Source organism: Nocardia camponoti (genome assembly GCF_014646135.1).
GTDB classification, from domain to species: Bacteria; Actinomycetota; Actinomycetes; order Mycobacteriales; family Mycobacteriaceae; genus Nocardia; species Nocardia camponoti.
The window spans coordinates 70,150-87,091 of record NZ_BMMW01000002.1 but is presented as its reverse complement, the minus strand read 5'-3'; the positions used below and the strand labels follow the sequence as shown (position 1 = coordinate 87,091).

Genomic DNA, 16,942 nt, shown 5'->3' with positions numbered 1-16,942 from the left:
CCGGACCCGTTTCGCGTTTCGCGTCAGCGGGACAGCCACGAGCTGCCGAGCGCGATGCAGTCCACGTCGTAGTGCACGCACATCAGCGGCAGGATGATCGGAATCAGTAGCGCACCAGTTGCGCTACTGAGGACGACTATCGCGTCGTTAGACCCGGTGTTGACCACCGTCGCGGCGGGCGCGCCCACCGGGAGCGGCTGCGCCTGCGCTACGCCGCTCGCGCCGACGGTTGCGATCGTGCCCGCGGCGATGGTCGCGCAGATAAATTTGTTCATCATGAGTCTCGTTCTCGGGATTTCAGTTGGCCAGGGGCACAGAATGGTCGACTCCGCACGTGTCGGAGCAGGTTAAAAATTCCGGGAGATTGCTCACGAGAATGCCAAGGAGCGATGCGGTCAGCGACGAGCTACCGGAACCGGCGACCGGCATAGCTGCCGGGGCGGTCGGAACGGCGGCCGTCGCGGGACCGCAGGTTAGCGCTGCGATGGCGGCGAAAGCGCCGACTGTGATGGCAAGTCTGCGTGTGTTCATTTTGCTGCCGTTCGATCGAAGTATGAGAGATGCGGTGCTCATCCTGTCGCGGCGTGAATGACCGGTGCGAGCCCAGAAAAGTCTGGGCTTCTGAAATATGTATGACTCACATATGCTGTGTCATTGGGGCGAGTCGCCGACGGGTAATCTGCTGCGCATGGGCGTACTGATCGCGATTGAGGGGCTCGACGGGGCGGGCAAACGCACACTCATCGACGGGCTCGTCGACGAACTCAGTGGCAAAGGCTTAAGCGTTGGGCGACTTGCCTTTCCGCAATACGGGCAGTCAACCCCCGCTGACCTCGCCGCCGAAGCATTGCGCGGCAACCACGGCGACCTCGCCGATTCGATCAACGCGATGGCGATCCTTTTCGCGCTCGATCGCGCCGAGGCAAGCGTCGAAATCGCGAACCTGTTGACCGCCAACGACATCGTGATCCTTGACCGCTGGGTCGCGTCCAACGCCGCCTACTCGGCCGCGCGCGCCAACCAGGATGCCGACGGCGAAATCGTCGCGTGGGTGGGCGATCTGGAGTTTGACCGGCTGAAATTGCCGACGCCGCAGCTCACGGTCCTGCTCGACATCGACGCCGACGTCGCCGCCGAACGCGCCCGTCGCCGTGGCGAACTCGACGCCACCCGTGCCCTCGACGCCTACGAACGCGACGGCGGTCTGCAACACCGCACGGGCGAGGTCTATCGTGAACTCGCTGACCGCGATTGGTTCGGCCGGTGGACTACCTACCGCTCCGATACCGACCGCCCCGCTTTACTCACGCTCTGTACCGAAATCTTTGCTGGATAAGGTCGGCCAAAACGCCATGTTCACACCATTAATGGCGTGGCGGCCCGATCCTGGCCTGGGAGATGACAACATAGGACTATGAAGCCCAAGATTCTGGTCGTCGACGACGATATGGCGCTCGCTGAGATGCTGACCATCGTCTTGCGCGGGGAAGGGTTCGACCCGCATGTGGTCGGCGACGGCACGCAGGCCCTGTCGGCGGTGCGGGAAATCCGCCCCGACCTGGTTTTGCTGGACCTGATGCTGCCCGGCATGAACGGCATCGACGTATGCCGGGTGCTGCGGGCCGATTCCGGCGTACCGATCGTCATGCTCACCGCCAAGACCGACACTGTCGATGTGGTGCTCGGACTTGAGTCCGGCGCCGACGATTACATCGTCAAGCCGTTCAAGCCGAAGGAACTCGTCGCACGCGTGCGAGCCCGGCTGCGGCGCACTGAGGACGAGCCCGCCGAGATGCTGTCGATCGCCGACATCGTCATCGACGTGCCCGCTCACAAGGTCACCCGTGGCGGCACGCAGATCTCGCTCACCCCGCTCGAATTCGACCTGCTTGTCGCGCTCGCGCGTAAGCCGCGTCAGGTTTTCACGCGCGAGGTGCTGCTCGAACAGGTCTGGGGCTACCGGCACGCGGCGGATACGCGGCTCGTGAACGTCCACGTTCAGCGCCTGCGCGCCAAGGTCGAGAAAGACCCGGAAAATCCCGAGATCGTGCTGACCGTGCGCGGTGTCGGCTACAAGGCCGGACCGCCGTGATCGGTCGCTGCGAGGCGCCGCGGTGATCGACGGCGCCATCGCGCGGTTGCGACGATGGGCGGCCCCCATCCTGGCTTGGTTCCAGTCCATGGGCGCCGCACTCGGCCACCTTTGGCGGAGGTCGTTGCAGCTGCGGGTCATCGTTTCGACGTTGACCCTGTCCCTCATTGTCATCACGATCCTGGGGGTCGTGCTCACCGGTCAGATCACTGACCGACTCCTCGAAGCCAAGATCAACGCGGCGGTCGAGGAAATGGATCGTGCGCGCGCGACGATCGAAGCGAAGATGTCAGGCGCCCACGACACGACAAGCCAATCCGAGGAACTCGCCGAAGCGCGTTCGGCGCTGTCGAGTCGCGGTGGCACTGGTCAGTCCAGCGGTGCCGCTGGCAGTTTCGACTCCGCGTTGGCGATGATCGGTGGCGTTCCGCCGCATGAAATCACGGTCGGCCCGATCAACGAGGTGCCGCCGGAACTGCGTCGGTTCGTCCAACGCAACCAGGTGTCGTACCAGTTCACCACGGTTTCCGACCCTGACGGCTATCGCGGGCGCGCGCTGATTATCGGCAGCCCGAGCGCCGAGGTCGCGACGTTGGAGATCTATCTGATCTTCCCGCTGGCCAGCGAGGAATCCAGCCTCGCGCTGATGCGCGGCACGATGTTCATCGGCGGCGTTGTGCTGCTCGTTTTGCTTGCCGCGATCACCGCGCTCGTCACGCGACAAGTCGTTTTGCCGATTCGGTCAGCAGCACGGATCGCTGGTCGTTTCGCCGACGGTCGACTCAAAGAGCGCATGCTCGTGCGCGGCGAAGACGACATGGCACGGCTCGCGCAAGCGTTCAACGAGATGGCCGAAAGTCTGTCGAATCAGATCACCCAGCTTGAGGAATTCGGCAACCTGCAAAAGCGGTTTACCTCCGATGTCAGCCACGAGCTGCGCACCCCGTTGACCACGGTTCGCATGGCAGCCGACCTCATTCACGGCGCGAGCGACGACCTGCAGCCCGCGCTCGCGCGCAGTTCCGAACTGCTCGTCAATGAACTCGACCGCTTCGAAGGGCTGCTCAACGACCTGCTCGAAGTGTCACGTCACGACGCGGGTGTCGCTGAGCTGCAAGTGGAATCGCTCGACATGCGGATGTGCGCGCGAGCGGCGATTTCGACCGTGCGGCATTTGGCGACCGAGGCTGGCGTTGAAGTGATTATCGATCTGCCCGATGAACCGGTGATCGCCGAAGTCGATCCACGTCGCGTCGAACGCGTGCTGCGCAACCTGCTCGCCAACGCGATCGACCACAGCGAAGGCAAGCCCGTGCTTATTCGCATGCGTGGCGATGCCGACGCGAACGCGGTCGCGACCGTCGTGCGCGACCAGGGCATCGGCCTGCGACCGGGCGAGGAGAAGCTGGTATTCAACCGGTTTTGGCGCTCGGACCCATCGCGGGTGCGGCGCTCGGGCGGAACGGGACTCGGCCTGTCGATCAGTGTCGAAGACGCCAACCTGCACGAGGGCAAACTCGAAGCGTGGGGCGAACCCGGCGTCGGCGCGAGTTTCCGACTACTCGTCCCGATGACGCGGGGTCGAAAACTGGGCGCGAGCCCGCTTGCGTTGGAACCGATGTTGCGCAAGGTCAACTCGTTGCCCGAAGCGGAACTGCCGCCGGACCCCGCACCTGATGACGAACCTGAGTCCACCGACAACGGAGACCGACAACAATGACGATCGCGCGCAGCTTGTCCCGGCGGTTGGCCGTGTTGCTCGCGCTGTGCTTGGCCGGAATGTTTGTCGCCGGCTGCGCGAGTCTGCCGGAATCGTCAGCGCCGCAAGCGCTCGGGACGATCAACCGAGTACCCACCTCGGTCGGGCCACCGCCGCCAACCCCAGGTCGCGACCCGGATTTGTTGCTGAGCGACTTCCTTATCGCCAGTGCCGATCCCGCCGAACACCACGCTGCCGCACGCCAGTACATGGCACCGGATACGGCCGCGAACTGGGACGACGAGGCGAGCGCGATGATCGTCGACCGGCCCGACACCTTGCGCGAGTCACGCAGCGGCGACCACGCGACGTATGTGATTCGCGCGCGCAAAGTCGGTGACCTCGCGCTCGACGGTGCTTACCACGCTTCCGAAGGCACGCTGGAAAACAAGATCGAAATGCGTCGCGTCAACGGGGAATGGCGCATCACCGAGCTGCCGCCCGGCGTCGTGATGGAAGCGAGCGCGTTCAACAAGTCCTATCACCGCTCGGTCCTGTACTACGTCGACCCCGCCACGTCGGTACTCGTGCCTGATCCGCGTTGGCTTTCGGTCCCGCGTTCGCGGCTCACCGATCGGCTGATCGAAGTGCTCCAACACGGTCCGCAGGCCGCGATCGCGCCGGTGGTGCGCAATCCGATCGGCGGACCGGTCACCCTGCACAGTCCGATTACGAAGGCGAACAACGAACCCGGCGACGTCGGCATCGGCATCGGCGGCGTTCGCGTCGACCTCGCCGGGGTATCGCCGAACCAGCATGATCGCGAACTGCTTGCCGCGCAGATCGTCACGACGCTGGCCAGTTCCGACGTGCTCGGCCCGTACATCCTGTTGGCCGACGGCAAGCCGCTCGACGACCGGTTCCCGAACGGCTGGGCGATCACCGACGTCGAACAGTTCACCGCGCCCGCGCCCGGGCAGGGCAGAGCGGGCTTGCACGCGGTGCGCAACGGTGCGCTTGTCAACGTCACGCCCGAGGGGCCGATCGCGCCCGCTGGGTCGTTCGGTGAGGCGAACAACCTCGTTTCGGCTGGTATCTCGGGTGATGGTCAGTCGGTCGCCGCCGTCGCTGACACCGGTCGACCAGCGCCGGAACCGCGTCGCACGCTGCTGCTCGGCAGCTACGGCGGCAAGGCGTTCCCGGTCGCCGAAGGTGCGTCGATCACTACGCCGTCGTGGACGGCCGACGGCAGTTCGGCGTGGGTCGTTATCGACGGCGAGCGCGTGACAAGGGCGGTAATCGACCGCGCGACCGGCAATGTGTCGACCCAGGATGTCGACACGACGCCCATGTTCTCCGCCCCTGCGGCCCCGCGCGGACCGCTCGGTCAGTTGACCGTTTCGCGCACCGGCGTGCGTGCCGCGGTGATCGCCGACGGGAAGGTCTATGTCGCGGTGATCGAGCGACGCCCCGACGGGAAGTTCGCGCTCACCTCACCAACGCCGGTCGCGCTTGGGTTGAGCACACGGGCGGTTTCGGTGAGCTGGGTTACCGGCGACACGCTGATGGTCGCGCGCGAGGGCACGGTTGACCCGGTGTTCACCGTCTCGATCGACGGTTCACTCATGACTCCGCTGACCTCGCAGAACCTCACCCCGCCGGTGCGCGCGGTGGCGTCGACGCCGTCGGCGCAGTACGTTGCCGACTCGCGGGCGGTGCTGCAACTACAGACGGCCGACCCGACGCGCAACGACCGGTACTGGCGTGAGGTACCCGGCTTGACCGGCGAACAGGTCGTCCCCGTTCTGCCCGGCTGACGCACCCGAACTTGTCGGTGACCCAGGTCATACTCCTGGGCTATGCGCACTCTCCTCGATCTGCTTCTCCCCGCCCAATGCGGCGGTTGCGCGCGAGCGGGCCAACTGTGGTGCGAGCACTGCGCCGCCGTCCTCGCTCGCCCACCAACGCGCGTTCGGCCACGTGCCGACCCCGGCGTGCCGTGCTGGACGCTCGGGTCCTATCGCGGACCTGCGCGACGCGCGGTGCTCGCCGCGAAGGAACATGGTCGCCGTGACCTGGCGCATCCGCTCGGCTTCGCGCTCGCGGTCGCGCTCGACCGGTTACGCGCGTCCGATCGCCCGCTGCTGCTCGTGCCAGCGCCCACCCGGGCGTCAGCCGCGCGACGGCGTGGCGGCGACCCGGTTGGGCGTGCGAGCTGCACCGCGACCGGGTGGCTAGCCGATAGCCATAGTGTCGCGATGCTGCGTGCTGGTCGGGGAGTGCGCGACTCGGTCGGGCTCAGCGTCGCCCAGCGCGCCGCGAATCTGCGCGGGCGAATCGACGTCGATCCGCGCGGTCTGGCACGGCTGCGCACATTGCCAAATGCCGAGGTAGTGCTGATCGACGACGTGCTCACCACGGGTGCGACGGCATGCGAATCGGTGCGCGTGTTGCGCGACGTCGGCGTGGCGGCTAGGGCGCTTGTCACGGTCTGCGCGGCGTGATTAGGGAAAATTTGCGTGAACAGTGGCGCGCGAGTCAGTTGCGTACTAGCGTCGCGGACACACACCGAATTTCTCGCCTCAGCCAGGCAGGGTCGGCGGCGTTTCGCCAAAGTGCGTTCGCCCGGTCGGCTCGGGTAGTGGGCAAGGCAATTCGGCATATCGCACGAGCTTCGGAGGTGGTGCCTCGACAACTAGTGCCGAGCGAATCCGGTCGGCATTGCCACACCCGCCGCTTCCGTGCGATGCGGACGCGGCCGATACCGGGAGGTACGCGTGACGACTTCTTCACGGGCTTCAGTGCGAGACGCTGGCCCATCGGCATTTACCGACGATGCCGCGACCGAAACTCCAATTCCCGGCACAGCCGCCGAGGTGGTGGTATCGGGTCGAAATGTCGAAGTTCCCGACCACTATCGAATTTATGTCGCCGAAAAACTAGCGCGACTCGAGCGCTTCGATCCGTCGATCTTCCTTTTCGACGTGGAACTGTTCCACGAACGTAATCGACGTCAGCGCAAAAATTGCCAGCGAGTAGAGATCACCGCGCGTGGTCGTGGACCGGTTGTGCGCGCCGAAGCGTGCGCCGACAGTTTCTACGCCGCGCTTGAGTCGGCTACTCAAAAGCTCGAATCCCGTCTCCGCAGGTCAAAGGACAAGCGGCGCGTAGTCCACTACGGCGACAAGACGCCAGTCTCGGTGGCTGAGGCCACCGCGGACCTCATCGACGACGCGCTCTTCCACCCACCGTCACCAAATGGTTCTTCCGCCCCCGCTGTGGTGGAAGAAGTCGAAGAAGAAACCGGGCCGGGCCATATTGTGCGCACCAAGGTGCACTCGGCCATTCCGATGTCAGTCGACGACGCGCTTTATCAAATGGAACTCGTCGGCCACGATTTCTTTTTGTTCCTCGACAAAGAAACTGACCGCCCGTCGGTGGTATATCGACGGCACGCGTTTGATTACGGCCTAATTCGGCTCGCCTGAGTCGGTATTAGCACCGAACCGCTCGTGGTGGATTGCCGCCGCGAGCGGTCGACCGCTGCGCCAACCAAATCGTTCCAAGTCGGGCACTTCTTGAAAATGGTCGACCGGACCAACACATAACCAAGCGATCGGTTTAATTCCGGCGGGCAAACCGACTAGTTCGCGCAAAATCTCTGGGTCGTAAAACGAAACCCAGCCAACGCCAACCTGTTCCGCTGTCGCGGCAAGCCAGAGATTTTGAATCGCGAGCACGGTCGAATACACGCCCGTCTCGGGTACGCTCGCCCGGCCGAGTACCTGCGGCCCACCGCGACTGTCATCGTGAGTCACCACGATGCCTGTCCCGCTTTCGACTATGCCTTCGATCTTGATCGGGTCGAAGGTGGCGGCGCGGTCGGCGGGCAGGCTTTCGCGAAATGCCACGCGCATGTCGGCCACGTGGTCGGCGAAGCGGCGCAACGTGTCCGGTTCGCGCACGATCACGAAGTCCCAGGGTTGCGAATTACCGACGCTCGGTGCCTGATGCGCCGCGGTGAGCAGGCGCATGAGTGTTTCATCGTCGATGACCTCGCCGGTGAATTCGGCGCGCACATCACGACGTTGACGGATGGCCTCGTAGACGCTCAACTGGTCGGCACTCACGCCGACCAGTGAACCCCAACGTCTTAGGCCGTCGCGCGTCGGGCCAACTTGGTGCGGCCAGCAGCCAGCGCGGTGCGCAGGCCACGACGAGCACCGGTGATCGGGTCGGTACTTGGCGCACCACCAAAAGCCTTCTCCGACTTGGTTTCTGGTGCATCGTCGGTAGTCGCGCGCAGGTACTTATTCGGCAACGACAGTTTGGCGATGGTGCGCCACGACTTGAAGTACTGCACCGGCATCGACCCGGTGGTGTACGGCAGGTCGTACTTGTCGCACAGTTCGCGCACCCGCACCGCGATCGACGCGAGCCGGTTGCTCGGCAGGTCGGGGAACAGGTGGTGCTCGATTTGGTGGCTCAGGTTGCCGGTCATGAAGTGCAGCACCGGGCCGCCGGAGATGTTGGCGCTGCCAAGCATCTGCCGCAGATACCACTCGCCCTGGGTTTCGTTGACGATGTCGTCCTTGGTGAACTTCTCGGCACCGTCGGGGAAGTGCCCGCAGAAAATGACCGCGTTGGTCCACACGTTGCGCACCACGTTGGCGGCGAGGTTGGCGGTGAGCGTGGTGAAGAACGACGGACCGGTGAGCAGCGGGAAGATCAGGTAATCCTTGGCCGCCTGCTTGCCGATCTTCTTCAAAACCAGATTGCGGTCGGCAACGAACTGCTGCCATTCCGGCGAATCCTTCGCCCACTTCTTCTTGGCGACCTTGCCCAGTTCCAAATGCTGAATGGCGACGCCATATTCGAACAGCGCTTGCAGCAGCGCGTTGTAGATGGGGTTGCCAAGGTAGAACGGGATCCAGCGCTGGTCGCGCGTGACGCGCAGCAGACCGTAGCCGATGTCGTCGTCCATGCCGAGCACGTTGGTGTACTTGTGGTGCAGGAAGTTGTGGGTGATCTTCCAGTGCGCTGATGGGCCCGCGTTGTCCCACTCCCACGAGGTGGAGTGGATTTCCGGATCATTCATCCAGTCCCACTGCCCGTGCATGACGTTGTGGCCGATCTCCATGTTCTCGATGATCTTGGCCGTGCCGAGCAGTGCTACGCCCGCCAACCAGGCGGGCGGCAGGAAACTAGCGAAAAGCACAGTGCGCCCACTGATTTCGAGCGCGCGTTGTAGCCGGATGACATTGCGGATGTACCGAGCGTCTTTTGCCCCACGAGAAGATTCGATTTCGCGGCGGATCGCGTCGAATTCAGCTCCGAGAGCTTCGACATCCGCCGCGGTGAGGTGCGCGTATTCCTTGACATCCGAGATCGCCATGCGGGTTACAGTACCGTAGGTTACGACTCCGTAGGTTAAGGATTTTGCGGCCTAAATGTGTGAATCGTCCTATTGTGGCGGCGATCACTGCGGTGTATTAGCCACGCCTACGCGCGCGGCGCAATTTCAGGGCAGCCTTAGCCTCACGCAGCACTTCTTTCTCGTGGCGCGCCTTGATTTCCAGCGACACCTTCGCGTCGTGCAATGCCGACCGCAGCCCGAACCGCTTGCCCGTCGCCGGGTCAACGCGCAGCGCCTCCGGCAGCGAGATGCCAGCGAACTTGCGCTCCGACGACGTCTCGGGCGCATCGTCGGCCGTGCGCTTGAGGAACCGGTCGGGCAGCGCCAGCTTGTGGATGGTGCGGAACGCGAGCAGGTACTGCTTGCCAAGCGAACCGGTGGTGTAGGGCAGGTCGTACTTCTCGCACAGCTCGCGCACGCGAACCGCGACGTCGGCGTAGCGGTTGCTCGGCAGGTCGGGGAACAGGTGGTGCTCGATCTGGTAGCAGAGGTTGCCGCTCATGAACGCCATCGTGGGCCCGGCTTCGAAGTTGGCACTGCCGAGCATCTGGCGCAGGTACCACTCGCCCTGGGTCTCGCCATCGAGCTGCTCGACGGTGAACTTCTCGCAGCCGTCGGGGAAGTGCCCGCAGAAGATCACGGCGTAGGCCCACAGGTTGCGAACGAGGTTGGCCGTCGCGTTGGCCTTGAGCGTTGACTTCCACGCCGGGCCCGTGAGCGCCGGATAAACGACGAAGTCCTTGGTGACCTGACGGCCGACCTTGCGCGCGAATTCGCGGTTAGGTGCCGAAGCGAATTCCTTCGAATTCACGCCAGCGATCTGCTTTTCGATACTGAGGTCGTGCAGCGCGATGCCCCACTCGAAGGTGGCGGCCAGGACCAAATTGGCGATGGGCTGCACGAGGTGCTTGGGGTGCCACGCCTCGTCGCGGGTCATGCGCAAGATGCCGAAGCCGAGGTCTTCGTCTTTGCCGAGCACGTTCGTGTAGGTGTGGTGGGAATAGTTGTGCGCGCGCCGCCACTGCGCCGACGGGCCGGTCATGTCCCATTCCCACGAGGTGGAGTGGATTTCCGGATCGTTCATCCAGTCCCATTGGCCGTGGCTGACGTTGTGGCCAAGTTCCATGTTCTCGATGATCTTGGCGACCGAAAGCAGGGCAGTGCCGCTCACCCAGGCCCACCGCTTGCGGCTGCCGAAAAGCAGCGCGCGAGCGGCGACCTCGAGGCAGCGCTGAGCGGCGATGGTGCGACGGATGTAGCGGGCATCGCGCTCGCCACGCGAGGTTTCTACCTCCCGCTTAATCGAGTCGAGCTCTTTGCCCAGAGTGTCGATGTCGGCGGCCGTGAGGTGGGCGAATGCCTGGATATCGGTGATGGCCACTGGCGACCGGCTCCTTAGCTTCGGCGCGCAAGGTTTGCGCAGGTCTTAACCCCCAGCGTACCCGTTATCAGAAAGTGATGGCGTCGTCAGATATCTAGCGTACAGTCGCCTGCCGCCGCTGAGATGCAGGTTTGCACCTTGTCGCCAGCTTGTCGCTGTTCGCCATTGCGCAGGTCGCGGGCATGTCCCTCGGCGAGGGTCACCACGCAGGTCTGGCAGATGCCCATGCGGCAGCCGAAGGGCAGTTGCACGCCGACCGATTCGCCAGCTTCGAGCAGGCTCGTCGCGCCGTCGGCTTCGACGGAGCGACCGGTGGTGCCGAAGGTGACGACGCCGCCCTCGCCGACGGCGCTGCGCTCGATTTCGAACCGCTCAACATGGAGTTGGTCAGCGATTCCCGCCGCCTTCCAATGCCCCTCGATCGCGTCGAGCATCGGCGCCGGGCCGCACGCCCACGTCTCGCGTTCGCGCCAATCCGGGTACAGCTCGTCGAGGCTGGACAGGGCGAACAGCCCGGCCGAATCGGTGAGTTGCAGGTGCGAGACAAAACCGGGGCGACGGTCGTGGAGATCGCGCAACTCGGCACCGAACATCACGTCGGCCTCGGTCGGCGCGGAATGCACGTGGACAACATCGGTGACCTGGTCGCGACGGTCCATCGCGCGCAGCATTGAAACCACCGGCGTAATGCCCGAGCCGGCGGTAATGAACAGCACCTTCTTCGGCACCGGCGACGGGAGCACGAACCCGCCCTGCGGCGCGGCAAGACGCACGATGGTGCCAGCGTCGACCCCGTTGACGAGGTGGCTCGACAGCTTGCCCTCGGGCATGGCCTTGACCGCGATGGAAATGACGCGCTTGCCGCCTTCGTCGGTCCAATCCGGCGGGCAGGTAAGCGAATAGGAACGCCAGTTCCAGCGGCCGTCGATCAGGATGCCGATGCCGATGTACTGGCCAGGCTGGTATTTGAAGTCGAAACCCCAGCCCGGCTTGATGACGATCGTCGCCGAATCGGCGGTCTCGGGCTGCACGTCGACGATGCGGCCACGCAGCTCACGCGCCGACCACAATGGGTTGGCGAGGTGCAGATAGTCGTCGGGCAGCAGGGGAGTGGTCATCCGGGCAACCGCGCCGCGCAGCACGTTGAGTTTGCCGCCGCGCTCGCTGACGTGGGCGGCGGGGGCTTCGAGCCATTCCCGGAACTTGTTCAGTGCCATGCTGGGCGAATTCTCCTGGTGGTAAGCGTGCGGCAGGTGCCGCCCGCACCAGGTTACGGCATCGTAGGTTCGCCCGGGCTAGTCACAAAAGATCAAGCAGGAATGGCAATTCTTGGGTGGCGTACCAAGCGAGCTGATGATCTTCGGCGTCGCCAAGCACGAATTCGGCGTCGGGGTCACCAAGATCGGCGGCGTCGATCACGTCGACGGCCTTGGCGACCTGCGGTTCGGCGTCGGAAAGGTCGACGTGCACCGAAGCGACCTCTTTGAAGCTGATCGGGCCTGCCAGTTTCACCACGGCATCGTCGAGGTCGGGGCGCAGCTTCGCGCCCGTGACGTCGGCGGCGATCACCGCGCGGCGGTAGATCGGGCTGCCGGGATTCGCCGCTTCGTCGGGCGCGGTCGCGTCGTCGTCGGCGTCGTCATCTCCGTCGCGCTCGGCGGCGAGCAGCCGCAACGACGCGCGCGCGGCCTCGTTCATCGCGACGTCGGCGAGCTCTTCTTCGTCGCCAGCGGCGTACGCCTCACGCAATGCGGGCGTGACGGCGAACGCGGTTGCCCCGAGCGGGAAGAACTCACGCTCGTCGACGAGCTGTCGCAGGATCGGAATGGTGGCGGGAATGTAGACGCGCAACTTGCCCTGGGCGGGCCCTGCGGGGTCTGAGTCAGATACAGGCACCGAGCAACTCCTCCATTGATTCGTGCACCGACGCGACTAGCACGTCGATATCGGCCATGGCGTCGCGGTCGGCGTTGAGTCCGTAAAAAACCTGACCGTCATAGGAAGTGAGTCCAAAACTCAACGTCTGATTGCGCAGGAGCGGCGACACCGGATACATCTCAAGCATGCGCGCGCCGCCGATGTACATCGCGGTCTGCGGTCCCGGCGCGTTGGTAATCACCAGGTTAAACGTGTTATCGGCGAAGGTACTCGCCGCGCGCACACTCATCGCGTGCAGGCTCGCTGGCGCGAAACCGGCGAGGTGGACGAGCGTGCGCGCCCGAACACCTCTGCGTTGTTGACCGGCCGCTTTGGTCGCGTGTGCCAGATGCGAAAGCCGCATCACCGGGTTGGGTTCGCCGACGGGCAGGTCGATGAGCAGCGATGACACCTCGCTCGCTGGCGTGAGCGCGTCGGTGCCGTCGACATAGACCGACATCGGAACGACCGCGCGCAACGTCGTTGATTCGATCAGCGCTTCGTTGCGTGACAGCAGCCAGTTGCGCAGCGCGCCGGTGACAACGGCGAGCACCGAATCGTTGATCGAGCAGTCGAAATGTCGACGGATCGTGCGGTAATCCTCAAGTTTGGTGCTGACGACAGCGAAGCGGCGACTACGCGAAGTGCGCGCGTTGAGCGGGCTATCGGGCGTGCCCGCGGCGGCGACGCGGACCGCGTTCGCTGCCGCCTTCACCGCCATTCGGGTGCCACGAACCACGCTGAACGCGTTCGAACCGACATCGCGCAGGACTTCGTAGGTGTCGCGCGGTTGGGCGGCCAAATGCGAAAGCGCGCCGCCGAGCAACTCGACGTCGGTTGGCTCGCGCGGTGCACGCCAGGCATCGTCGGCGAATTCGCGCGGCTGCGGATTGTTGTCGAGGATCACGTGCCCGATTTCGAGCGCGGTGTCGCCGTCGACGAGCGCGGAATGCGATTTGGTGAACACCGCACAGCGCCCGCCGCTGAGCCCTTCGATCAGATACATCTCCCACAACGGCCGAGCCTGGTCGAGTGGACGCGACGCGAGCCGCGCGACGAGTTCATAGAGCTGCTCGTCGGTGCCGGGAGCGGGCAGCGCGGACTGGCGAATGTGATAGCTGATGTCGAAGGTGGCGTCTTCAACCCAGACTGGCCGACCGAGGGCGAACGGGATCTCGCGAACTTTGCGTCGGTAGCGCGGCACGAGCGGCAGGCGCGAACGAACGAGCTCAAGCAAGCGGTGGTAGTCGAGCGCCGGGTCGAGGATCGCGAGAGAGCCGATGTGAATCGGATTACTGCTCGATTCGAGCCGGTAGAACGACGCGTCCTGCGGCGTCAATCTCGTGATCACGCGCTCAGCCACTCCTTCCGGTGCCGCGCGACGCGCAGATCGGGCACGCGCTACATCCTACGTCAGGACCGCGCGAATACTACTGACTGGCAACGTCGCTCGACCGGTGCTTCTGACCTGGTCGGATGCCTATGCCGGTACGACGGGCAGCCCGTCGTATGGACGGGTACGGTGGTTGCCGGACTTACCCGCACTACGATCGCCGATAAACCCCACCCCGACCAGAGGACTGACGAGACCCGTGCCTGCGCTGACACTGACGAGGTTGCTACGGATTGGTGAAGGCCGCATGGTCAAGCGGCTGTCGAACCTCGCCGATGAGGTCATCGCGTATGGCGACGAGATCGAGGCGCTGACCGACGAGCAGTTGCGCGCCAAAACCGACGAGTTCCGCCAACGCTACGCCGATGGCGAAACCCTTGATGACCTGCTGCTTGAGGCGTTCGCGGTGGCCCGCGAAGCATCGTGGCGCGTGCTGAACCAGAAGCACTACAAGGTTCAGATCATGGGTGGCGCTTCGCTGCACCTTGGCAACATCTCGGAGATGAAGACCGGTGAGGGCAAGACGCTCACCTGTGTGCTTCCCGCCTACCTCAACGCCATTTCCGGCGATGGCGTGCACGTCGTCACCGTCAACGACTACCTAGCCAAGCGCGACGCGGAGTGGATGGGCCGTGTGCACCGCTTCCTCGGGCTTGAGGTCGGCGTGATCCTCGGCGGCATGACGCCCGCCGAGCGGCGTACCGCTTACGCCGCCGACATCACCTACGGCACGAACAACGAGTTCGGCTTCGATTACCTGCGCGACAACATGACTCACTCGCTCGACGATCTCGTCCAGCGTGGGCATAACTTCGCCGTGGTCGATGAGGTCGACTCGATCCTCATCGACGAGGCGCGCACCCCGCTCATCATCTCGGGGCCCGCTGACGCGTCGTCGAAGTGGTACGCCGAATTCGCGCGCATCGCACCGTTGCTCAAGCCCGACCTGCACTACGAGGTCGACATCAAGAAGCGCACCATCGGTGTGCACGAGGCTGGTGTCGAGTTCGTTGAGGATCAGCTCGGCATCGACAACCTTTACGAGGCAGCCAACTCGCCGCTGGTCAGCTACCTGAACAACGCCATCAAGGCCAAGGAGCTTTACCAGCGCGACAAGGATTACATCGTCCGCGACGGCGAAGTGATCATCGTCGACGAGTTCACCGGCCGCATCCTTGTTGGTCGCCGCTACAACGAGGGCATGCACCAGGCGATCGAGGCCAAGGAAAAGGTCGAGATCCAGCCGGAGAACCAGACGCTGGCAACGATCACCCTGCAGAACTACTTCCGCTTGTACAACAAGCTGTCGGGCATGACCGGTACCGCCGAAACCGAAGCGGCCGAACTGCATTCGATTTACAACCTCGGTGTTGTGCCGATCCCGACCAACAAGCCGCTGATCCGCAAGGATCAGGCCGACCTCATCTACAAGTCGGAGGAGGCCAAGTTCAACGCGGTCGTCGACGACGTCGTTGAGCGGCACGAGAAGGGTCAGCCGGTCCTGATCGGTACCACCAGCGTTGAGCGCTCGGAGTACCTGTCCAAGCAGTTCACCAAACGCGGTGTGCCGCATAGCGTTTTGAACGCGAAGTTCCATGAGCAGGAAGCGCAGATCATCGCCGAGGCCGGTCGGCCGGGCGCGGTGACCGTCGCGACCAACATGGCCGGTCGTGGTACCGACATCGTGCTTGGCGGCAACGCCGACATCATCACCGACATCCTGCTCCGCAAGCAGGGCCTCGACCCGGTCAATACTCCCGACGAGTACGAGGCCGCGTGGCATTCGGCGCTTGAGCAGGTCAAGGCGCAGACCAAGGCCGACGCCGAAACGGTGTGCGAGGCGGGCGGGCTTTACGTGCTCGGCACCGAGCGCCACGAGTCGCGTCGTATCGACAACCAGTTGCGTGGTCGTTCGGGTCGTCAGGGCGACCCCGGCGAGTCGCGGTTCTACCTGTCGCTTGGTGACGAACTGATGCGTCGCTTCAACGGTGCCGCGCTTGAGGCAATCATGAACCGCCTCAACCTGCCCGACGATGTGCCGATCGAAGCCAAGATGGTTTCGAAGGCCATCAAGAGCGCCCAGACCCAGGTCGAGCAGCAGAACTTCGAAATCCGCAAGAACGTCCTCAAGTACGACGAGGTCATGAACCAGCAGCGCACCGTGATCTACGGCGAGCGCAACCGGATCCTGCGTGGCGAGGACATGGAGGGTCAGGTTCAGAACATGATCTCCGACGTCGTCACCGCCTACGTCGACGGCGCGACGGCCGAGGGATACGTTGAGGACTGGGACCTCGACAAGCTGTGGACAGCGCTCAAGACGCTGTACCCGGTGAGCCTTGACGCCAAGGAACTCGCTGGTGAAACGGCTACCGGCGAGGCCGGCGAACTCAGCCGCGAAGAGCTGGGCCGCGCGCTGCTCGACGACGCGCACACCGCGTACGAGAAGCGCGAGCAGAACATCGACGGGCTCGCTGGCGAGGGCGCGATGCGCAACCTCGAACGCCAGGTGCTGTTGTCGGTCCTCGACCGCAAGTGGCGTGAGCACCTCTACGAGATGGATTACCTCAAGGAGGGCATCGGCCTGCGCGCGATGGCGCAGCGCGACCCGCTCGTTGAGTACCAGCGTGAGGGCTTCGACATGTTCACCGCGATGCTTGAGGGGTTGAAGGAGGAGTCGGTCGGCTTCCTGTTCAACCTGCAGGTTGAGGTGCAGCAGCCTGAGCCCGCTGGCATTTCGGTCGACCCGACCCTGCGTAGCCCGGTCGGTGCTCCGGTGGCACCGTTGGAGAAGCAGGCTCCACCCGCCCTGCGCGCCAAAGGGATTGACGAGTCGTCCCCGCGCGGCCTGAACTACTCGGGCCCCGCTGAAGACGGTCGCGCCGAATCCCATTCCGACGCACAGGAATACGGCGGCCGCCAGCAGTCAGGTACCCGCAAGGAGCGTCGTGAGGCGGCGCGCGGTGATGCGAAGGGTAAGCGTCGCCGCTAAGACTTCACCTTTGAAGGCGCCCTCCCGGTTCGTTCCGGGAGGGCGCCTTTTT

The 16,942-nt window shown here is 64.3% G+C and carries 14 protein-coding genes; 7 read left to right on the top strand and 7 right to left on the bottom strand.

Going from position 1 to position 16,942, the window contains the following annotated elements; genetic code table 11:
• Window positions 1-23 precede the first annotated feature (23 nt).
• A complete protein-coding gene (locus tag IEX78_RS08590; protein ID WP_188828396.1) occupies window positions 24-278 on the bottom strand; it encodes a hypothetical protein in 255 nt (84 codons plus the stop codon).
• Window positions 279-688: 410 nt separating this feature from the next.
• Here IEX78_RS08590 and IEX78_RS08585 point away from each other — a divergent pair, with 410 nt between their 5' ends.
• The 6 genes from IEX78_RS08585 (at window position 689) to hpf (ending at window position 7,279) form a co-directional block, all read left to right on the top strand.
• Window positions 689-1,336, top strand: coding sequence for a dTMP kinase (locus IEX78_RS08585; RefSeq protein WP_188828395.1), 648 nt, complete (start codon window positions 689-691; stop codon window positions 1,334-1,336).
• 78 nt (window positions 1,337-1,414) lie between these two features.
• Complete coding sequence (gene mtrA / locus IEX78_RS08580; protein ID WP_188828394.1) at window positions 1,415-2,092, top strand: MtrAB system response regulator MtrA; 678 nt, start codon at window positions 1,415-1,417, stop codon at window positions 2,090-2,092.
• An 88-nt stretch (window positions 2,093-2,180) separates the two neighbouring features.
• On the top strand, window positions 2,181-3,812 hold the full coding sequence (mtrB, locus tag IEX78_RS08575) for an MtrAB system histidine kinase MtrB (RefSeq protein ID WP_308426541.1): 1,632 nt from the start codon (window positions 2,181-2,183) through the stop codon (window positions 3,810-3,812).
• Entirely contained in the window at window positions 3,809-5,608 is a 1,800-nt protein-coding gene (lpqB, locus tag IEX78_RS08570) for an MtrAB system accessory lipoprotein LpqB (RefSeq protein ID WP_188828393.1), read from the top strand. Before mtrB ends, lpqB begins: the two co-directional genes overlap by 4 nt.
• Before the next feature lie 42 nt (window positions 5,609-5,650).
• Entirely contained in the window at window positions 5,651-6,295 is a 645-nt protein-coding gene (locus IEX78_RS08565; protein ID WP_188828392.1) for a ComF family protein, read from the top strand.
• Between the two features lie 273 nt (window positions 6,296-6,568).
• Window positions 6,569-7,279, top strand: a complete 711-nt coding sequence (gene hpf, locus IEX78_RS08560; RefSeq protein WP_188828391.1) for a ribosome hibernation-promoting factor, HPF/YfiA family — start codon at window positions 6,569-6,571, stop codon at window positions 7,277-7,279.
• Here the strand turns inward: hpf and bluB are convergent.
• From bluB to IEX78_RS08530, 6 genes are all read right to left on the bottom strand, one after another.
• Window positions 7,262-7,921: a 5,6-dimethylbenzimidazole synthase gene (bluB, locus tag IEX78_RS08555; protein WP_188828390.1), complete on the bottom strand. Its 660-nt coding sequence runs from the start codon at window positions 7,919-7,921 to the stop codon at window positions 7,262-7,264. The two genes, hpf and bluB, sit on opposite strands and share 18 nt — an antisense overlap.
• 23 nt (window positions 7,922-7,944) lie before the next feature.
• Window positions 7,945-9,186 carry a fatty acid desaturase family protein gene (locus IEX78_RS08550; protein WP_188828389.1) on the bottom strand — a complete coding sequence of 414 codons (1,242 nt, stop codon included), beginning with the start codon at window positions 9,184-9,186 and terminating at the stop codon, window positions 7,945-7,947.
• A gap of 97 nt (window positions 9,187-9,283) precedes the next feature.
• Complete coding sequence (locus IEX78_RS08545) at window positions 9,284-10,588, bottom strand: fatty acid desaturase family protein (protein WP_188828388.1); 1,305 nt, start codon at window positions 10,586-10,588, stop codon at window positions 9,284-9,286.
• A gap of 86 nt (window positions 10,589-10,674) precedes the next feature.
• The gene (locus IEX78_RS08540; RefSeq protein ID WP_188828387.1) at window positions 10,675-11,805 is read right to left on the bottom strand and encodes a ferredoxin reductase; all 1,131 of its coding nucleotides are present in this window, start codon (window positions 11,803-11,805) and stop codon (window positions 10,675-10,677) included.
• A gap of 82 nt (window positions 11,806-11,887) precedes the next feature.
• Window positions 11,888-12,439, bottom strand: a complete 552-nt coding sequence (locus tag IEX78_RS08535) for a DUF6912 family protein (protein WP_188829461.1) — start codon at window positions 12,437-12,439, stop codon at window positions 11,888-11,890.
• A 31-nt stretch (window positions 12,440-12,470) separates the two neighbouring features.
• Window positions 12,471-13,856: a WS/DGAT/MGAT family O-acyltransferase gene (locus IEX78_RS08530; protein WP_188828386.1), complete on the bottom strand. Its 1,386-nt coding sequence runs from the start codon at window positions 13,854-13,856 to the stop codon at window positions 12,471-12,473.
• Window positions 13,857-14,097: 241 nt separating this feature from the next.
• Between IEX78_RS08530 and secA the strand changes: the two genes are divergently transcribed.
• Window positions 14,098-16,890: a preprotein translocase subunit SecA gene (secA, locus tag IEX78_RS08525; protein ID WP_188828385.1), complete on the top strand. Its 2,793-nt coding sequence runs from the start codon at window positions 14,098-14,100 to the stop codon at window positions 16,888-16,890.
• The last annotated feature ends 52 nt before the right edge of the window (window positions 16,891-16,942 follow it).